Origin of the sequence: uncultured Thomasclavelia sp., from assembly GCF_944324745.1 — a bacterium.
GTDB lineage: Bacteria > Bacillota_I > Bacilli_A > Erysipelotrichales > Coprobacillaceae > Thomasclavelia.
On the sequence record NZ_CALUXO010000087.1, the window covers coordinates 22,124 to 29,110 of the forward strand.

Here is a 6,987-nt window from a genome sequence, read left to right on the forward strand (position 1 = left end):
TTACAATTACTTTAAGGAGGTGAAGATATGAGAAAAAAGAAACTGATTATTTCAATTTTAGTATTAATACTTCTTAGTCCATATACTACCATAAATGCGATTGATAATGAAGAAAAAATACAATCGGAAGAAATAACCCAAGAAGAAGTAAATACCAATGGTGAAGAAAATATTGATAATGAAGAAAATGATAATTTACAGACCGATAATAATACAGTTTCAAATGAAGAACAGAAAGAAGCTGATTCAAATGAGATAACAGAAAATTCTCAAAATGAAGAATCAATTGATTCAAAAACAGAACAAGAAGAAAATGAAAACAATATACCTGTAATTAATTATCGTGTGCATGTTGAAGATTATGGATGGGAAGAATCTTGGCTTTCAAATGGAACAACTAGTGGTACTACTGGAGAGTCTAAACGACTTGAAGCAATTCAAATAAATTTAGATAATTCTAATTATACTGGAAACATCCAATATAAAGCTCATATTCAAGATATTGGATGGGAAAGGGATTGGATTTCAAACGGTGAAATAAGCGGAACTACTGGTAAATCAAAACGACTCGAAGCAATCCAGATTCGTTTAACTGATGAATTAGTAGAAAAATTTGATGTATATTATCGAGTTCATAGTCAAGATTATGGTTGGTTAGATTGGGCCAAAAATGGTGAAAAAGCAGGTACTCAAGGTTATTCATTACGTTTGGAAGCAATTCAAATTGTAATTACAAATAAAGGTGAGGTTCCTGGAAGTACGGCAAACCCATTTATTAAAAAGAACTTAAAGTATCAATCACATGTTGAAAATTATGGATGGATGAATTGGGTTAGTGATGATACTATTAGTGGAACAACTGGTCAAGCCTTAAGAACCGAAGCTGTTTCTATAAGTTTGGTAGATCCTGAATATAGTGGATCAATTAAATATCGCGGACATGTTCAAAATATTGGATGGCAGAATTGGGTTAGCGATGGAGCGGTGGCTGGAACAACTGGCAAAAAACTGCGTTTAGAAGCAATTCAGATAGAATTGACAGGTCAAATGGCAGAAAATTATGATATTTATTATCGTTGCCATGTAGCTAATTTTGGTTGGCTAGATTGGGCAAGTAATGGTCAATCTGCAGGAAGTGCAGGATGGAATCACGCTATTGAAGCAATAGAAATTAAGTTAGTAAAAAAAGGGGAAGGAATTTCACAAGCTACCAAAAATCACTTTATTTCTAATGATTGGCAGGCTACTCAGTTAGAAGAGTCAACAATAGTTGAAATGAACATTGAGGCGTTACAACAACTAAAAGATTTAAATCTTGTAGATAAAGTTCAGTATGTAGCGAAAATGAATTATGGTTCTAAAGTTACTCGTGAAATTGGGATTGAAAAAGATATAGATTCAATTTTAACAGGGGACAATCAAATTGATTTAACTAATTACGGAAAATTTAATTTGACAGTTAATTATATTAAAAATGGTAATGTAATTAATACAAGTAGTAAAACAGTTGGAATTGGAGCTAGTGAATACAATTTGGCTCCATTGAGTGCGACATTCCCAGTTGTATATTTTTCATTATCAATTTGGGATATTAATACTAATGAAAATGGCAATATTCCGACAATTGTAATGTTAGATCGTCCATCGGCTTATGATTGGGATAATTTACCTACAAATGTTTATGCTATGCCATATTTAACGGAATCAGAAATTAGCTATACAAGTGATTTTACAGCTTTTAAACAATATGTAAAAGATTTATATGAAATTACACCAACAGCAAAGTTTAATTTATATATTAATGATATAACTTGTAGTTATATACATGATGTAATTTATTCTAATAAAATTCCTGAGGGACAATATACCATAACAATGTTATCAGATGGTTCTGCAACATATAGTATTATTAATGATACCTATGATGTTGATAATCCTGAAGAAAAACATCAAAAATTAATTGAAACTTGGAATAATGCTAAAGAATATGCATACAAAAATGGAAAGAAAGCTAGTGGATGGGATTGGCATAGTCATTGGGATTGTATGTATGCAGTGCTAAGCTGTGAACCAGGAACGCAATGGTGGGTATCGCGTAATAATCTATTTACTAGTGGAGACAGCAATGCTTTTGCAGATAAAATCAAAAATGATGTAACCATAGTAAACGTCAATACTCTATTGCAAAATTTACAGTCTAAAGGTGATGCAACTGTAAAAGAATTTAAAGATTTATATAATTTTAATGATGGCTATTTTAATAGTGCTGAACAGCAAGGCAAAAAAGCAATGATGATTCTAGGCACATATGTTTATAATGAGCAAAATTTTGATGATTATGCTAGATTGACTCAGCTGTATTATGGTGACGAATATATGTACTACTATAAAGGTCATCCTAATACACCAACTGGATTATATCCTGAAAAACAGGTACAGCTAAATGAATTAGAAATTGAGGATGTCGATTCATCAATTGCTGCTGAATTAATCTTATTCTTTAATCCAGAGATTAGTATGTCTGGTTATGGCACTAGTACTTTTAATTCAGCTTCAAGTGAAATGGCGTGTGGATTATATAACATGAATAAAGAAACTGCACTATCAGAAACACAATCAGTAGATTATACGGGTATTGATTGGTTTGCATCATCAATAAATGAAAACACTAAAAAAGAAATAAGAGACTTATGTGAATCAGATGATCGAAGTTATTTGGTAGAATTCTCTGATCAAATATTAGGTAATGAAGAATATGATATTGCAATTTATAATGCTAATAAGGGAACACTTAAATATTATAAATTAAGTGATAATGGTTATACATTAGTTAGAACTCAAACAAATAATACATTACTATCATATCGTTCTCATGTGTCTGATTATGGATGGTTATCTACCGTTAAAAATGGACAAATTTCAGGAACAGTAGGTGAGTCTAAGGCTTTAGAAGCCTTCACAGTAAATCTAGGAAGTTTAGAGGGAAATGGTAGTATTGAATATCGTAGTCATGTTGCTGGCGATGGTTGGCAAAATTGGGTTAATGAAGGTAAAGTTTCAGGAACAGAAGGCAAATCGAAAGCAATTGAAGCAATATCTATTAGATTAACAGGAGAACTGGCTGATAAATATGATATTTATTATCGTGTGCATAGTCAGGATTATGGCTGGTTAGATTGGGCTAAAAATGGGCAAGACGCTGGTACTACAGGACTTTCAAAAAGAGCAGAAGCAATTGAAATACAAATTGTTGAAAAAGGTGATAAAGCACCAGGAAGTACTGACAAATCAATAATAAATAAATAATTTTAAAAAAAGAGGACATAGTGAATTGAATTTTATTATTGAAACTCAATAATGAAATTATTTCAAGATGTTCTCCTTTTTGTATGAAAAAATGTAAGGAACAATTAATGATTTTAAGGGAAAATAAGGTAATAAATCTCAACTATAAGATAATTAATAGTGATGTAATTACAGATAACAATTTAAGATTAGCTAAAAATTATAAAATAGAATTTAATATTGATATTATAAATGTAAATTATTTACTGTAAAAAACAAACTTGTTATTTTAATGTGATTTTTTGGCAAAGTATGTGTATATTATGTTTACTTTTAATGAATTTAAGGTATATAATTATCGTTGATGGGAGGAGAAACATTGAAAGTAAGATTAAAAAGAATATTAGCATTTGGACTTGTTTTTATGATGGTGTTTAGTAATCAAGTATATGCTTTAGAAGATGATGTTACAGATGAAAAAATAGAACAATATTCCTATACTGTCAGTGATGACCCAAATTTTGTAGATGGAACAATGTCGAATCCAGATGGTTATGAAAATTCTGGTGTAGAAATTGATACCGATGGGAATACAGATGTAATTCATCAATCTAAAGCTAGAGGTTCAGGATACGATTTAACATGGACAACTGAAAATGGCGTAAAAGTAATGTATGATGGGGATGGAAAGCGATTCGGTTATGGTGAATGTAAAAAAGTTATCGACGTATCATCACATAATGGTGGCATTAATTGGACAGCAGTAAAAAATGATGGCGTTGATGGAGCGATTTTAAGAATTACTTCATTTGCTGGAGGATCAATGCATGAGGATGATTATTTTGCATCAAATCTTGCAGGTTGTCGCCAAAATAATATACCATTTGGAGTATACATGTATAGTTATGCCGATAATACAACTGATGCATCTAATGAAGCTAATTATGTAGTAAGTTTATTACAGAAGTACAACGTTCGTCCTTCAGAAATGGGATATTCCGTTTATTATGATTTAGAATCAAATAATAGTAATAAGAATAATTCCCTTGCTACAAATATTGCTATTGTACAGACATTTGTTAATATCTTGTCATCAAATGGATATCCTGTAAATGTTTATAGTTATAAAAGCTATTTAGAGGAAAAATTGAACAGCCCAGAGATTTATAAATATGTTTCTTGGGTTGCCCAGTATGGAATGAGATTATCATTTGTAAATAATTATTATACAGGTAATTATGGATGGCAATATCGTTCAAATGGATCTGTAGCCGGTGTAAATGGAGAAGTTGATGTTAGTTGCTTTTCTAATTTTTATGGTTACGATACTGAAAATCATGTAGGCGCACCTTTAGGTAGGGATACAACAACACCATACCTTGAATATCGAGCAAATAGTGAGAAAGTAGGGTGGCTACCATATTTTATTGAACCTAATACAGCAGGGACAACTGGTAGAAGTTTTCCACTTTATCAATTGCAAATTAAATTGAACAATGTTTTAAATTCTGCACATTTATCTGGTACGATTAAAAATACTGCCGGTACTATAGAATATCAAAATATAGAAAATTCTACAGTACTAGGAACGCAAGATAAGGCGATGAGGCAAGTTAAGTTTAGTTTAGATAATGTACCTGGTTATCATTTAGAATATCGAGTTCATAGTGCTGATATAGGATGGCAAGATTGGGTTGTAGAAGGAAATTATGCTGGAAATTCTAGCAAAGATATTCAAGCAATTGATTTTAGGCTAGTTGCTGATGATAGTGAGGTAGTTAAATATCCACAAATTTATTATCGAGGACATATAGCAGATACCGGATGGTTAGAATACGTACCTGATTCTCAAACAGCTGGACAGCCAGGTTCAGGAGTAGCACTCCAGGCTTTAAATATTGGCTTTGATAACCCTGAAGAAGATTATAGTTTAAGCGGTAGTGTTTATGTTGAAGGATTAGGTTGGCAAGATTATAGCACTATTAATTCAAACACAACATTTGGAACAACAGGACAAGCTAGGACTATAAAAGGAATTAAATTAAATTTGGAAGATATGCCAGGTTATTCAATGCAATATCGAGTTTATATAACAGGACAAGGGTGGCAATCTTGGATGTCAGAGAACGAAATAGCTGGTAATACTACTAATAATATTGAAGCTGTTCAAATAAAAATGAATTATGACAATTCGAAGATAGAAAAAATTGTCTTAGATAAAACAGATATAACTATGGATGTCGATACAAACGATAAAATTAGTGCAACTGTTAAACCTATTGATACTGTTATGGATAAAACATTATCATGGACAAGCAGTAATCCATCTATTGTAAGTGTTGATCAAAATGGAAATATTGTCTCATATGCTGCAGGAACAGCAACAATAACAGCAACAACGGTAAATGGATTAAGCGCAAATTGTAAAGTTACGGTAATTATACCAATAACTGAAATTACATTAAATGAAACGGCTATTACTTTAGAAAAAGGTGATAGTAAGACACTTAAAGCAACAATTGAACCAGAAAATACAACATTAGATAAAACTATTTCATGGTCTAGTGAAAATGAACAAGTTGCAAAAGTAAACCAAAATGGAAAAGTAACTGCTGTCGATGCTGGGACAACAAATATAGTTGCAACGGCAAGTAATGGAGTAACTACAAAATGTTCAATTACTGTAACAAGTAAAATAACTAGTATTTCATTAAATAAATCAGAACTACAATTGCAAGTTTCAAAAAATCAAACATTGGAAGCCACTATTAATCCAAGTAATACTACTGATGATAAAACATTAACTTGGAAATCTAGTGATACTGATATTGCTACTGTAGATAACAATGGTAAAGTTACGGCTCAAAATATAGGAACAGCAACAATTACAGTTACAGCAAGCAATGGTATAAGCGCTAGTTGCAAAGTAACTGTTGTTAAACAAATTCCAACAATCACATATCGTACTCATGTCCAGGATGATGGTTGGCAAGGATATGTTGAAGAAGGAGAAACATCTGGAACAACTAATCAGAAGAAGCGTTTAGAAGCTATTGAAATTAAATTAGATAGCAATGAAACTTATACTGGAAGTATAAAGTATCAAACCCATATTCAAGATATTGGATGGCAAGACTGGGTGGAAGATGGTACGGTATCAGGAACCGAAGGACAGTCAAAACGTTTAGAAGCAATCAAAATAAAACTTACAGATGAACTTGAAGAGAATTTTGATGTTTATTATCGAGTACATGTCCAAGAATTAGGCTGGATGGATTGGGCTAAAAATGGTGAGTCTGCTGGAACAGCAGGATATAGTTATCGTTTAGAGGCAATAGAAATAAAAATTGTACCAAAAGGTGATGATGCTCCTGGAAGTACAGATACACCATTTAAACAACATTATGTAAAATATGCAACACATGTACAAGATATTGGATGGTTAGGCAATGTATATGATGGAAATGTATCAGGAACTGAAGGACAATCCAAACGTCTAGAAGCGATAACAATAAAACTAGATAATCCACAATACAGCGGAAGTATCAGATATCGTACTCATATTCAAGATATCGGATGGCAAAGCTGGAGAGCAGATGGAGCGATGGCCGGGACAAGCGGACAATCAAAGAGATTAGAAGCAATCGAAATAGATTTAACCGGAGAAATGGCAAGTCATTATGATATATACTATCGAGTACA

2 protein-coding genes are annotated in these 6,987 nt (G+C 32.1%); both read left to right on the forward strand.

The genetic code is table 11. The features are described from left to right. Positions 1-27: 27 nt before the first annotated feature. On the forward strand, positions 28-3,306 hold the full coding sequence (locus tag Q0K54_RS12520) for a hypothetical protein (protein WP_294581718.1): 3,279 nt from the start codon (positions 28-30) through the stop codon (positions 3,304-3,306). Between the two features lie 358 nt (positions 3,307-3,664). Further along, on the forward strand, positions 3,665-6,987 hold a 3,323-nt coding region (locus Q0K54_RS12525; protein ID WP_294581720.1), incomplete at its 3' end, for an Ig-like domain-containing protein.

Coding starts and splice junctions, on each gene's coding strand:
- Q0K54_RS12520 (WP_294581718.1), top strand. CDS start 28: ATGAGAAAAAAGAAACTGATTATTTCAATTTTAGTATTAATACTTCTT.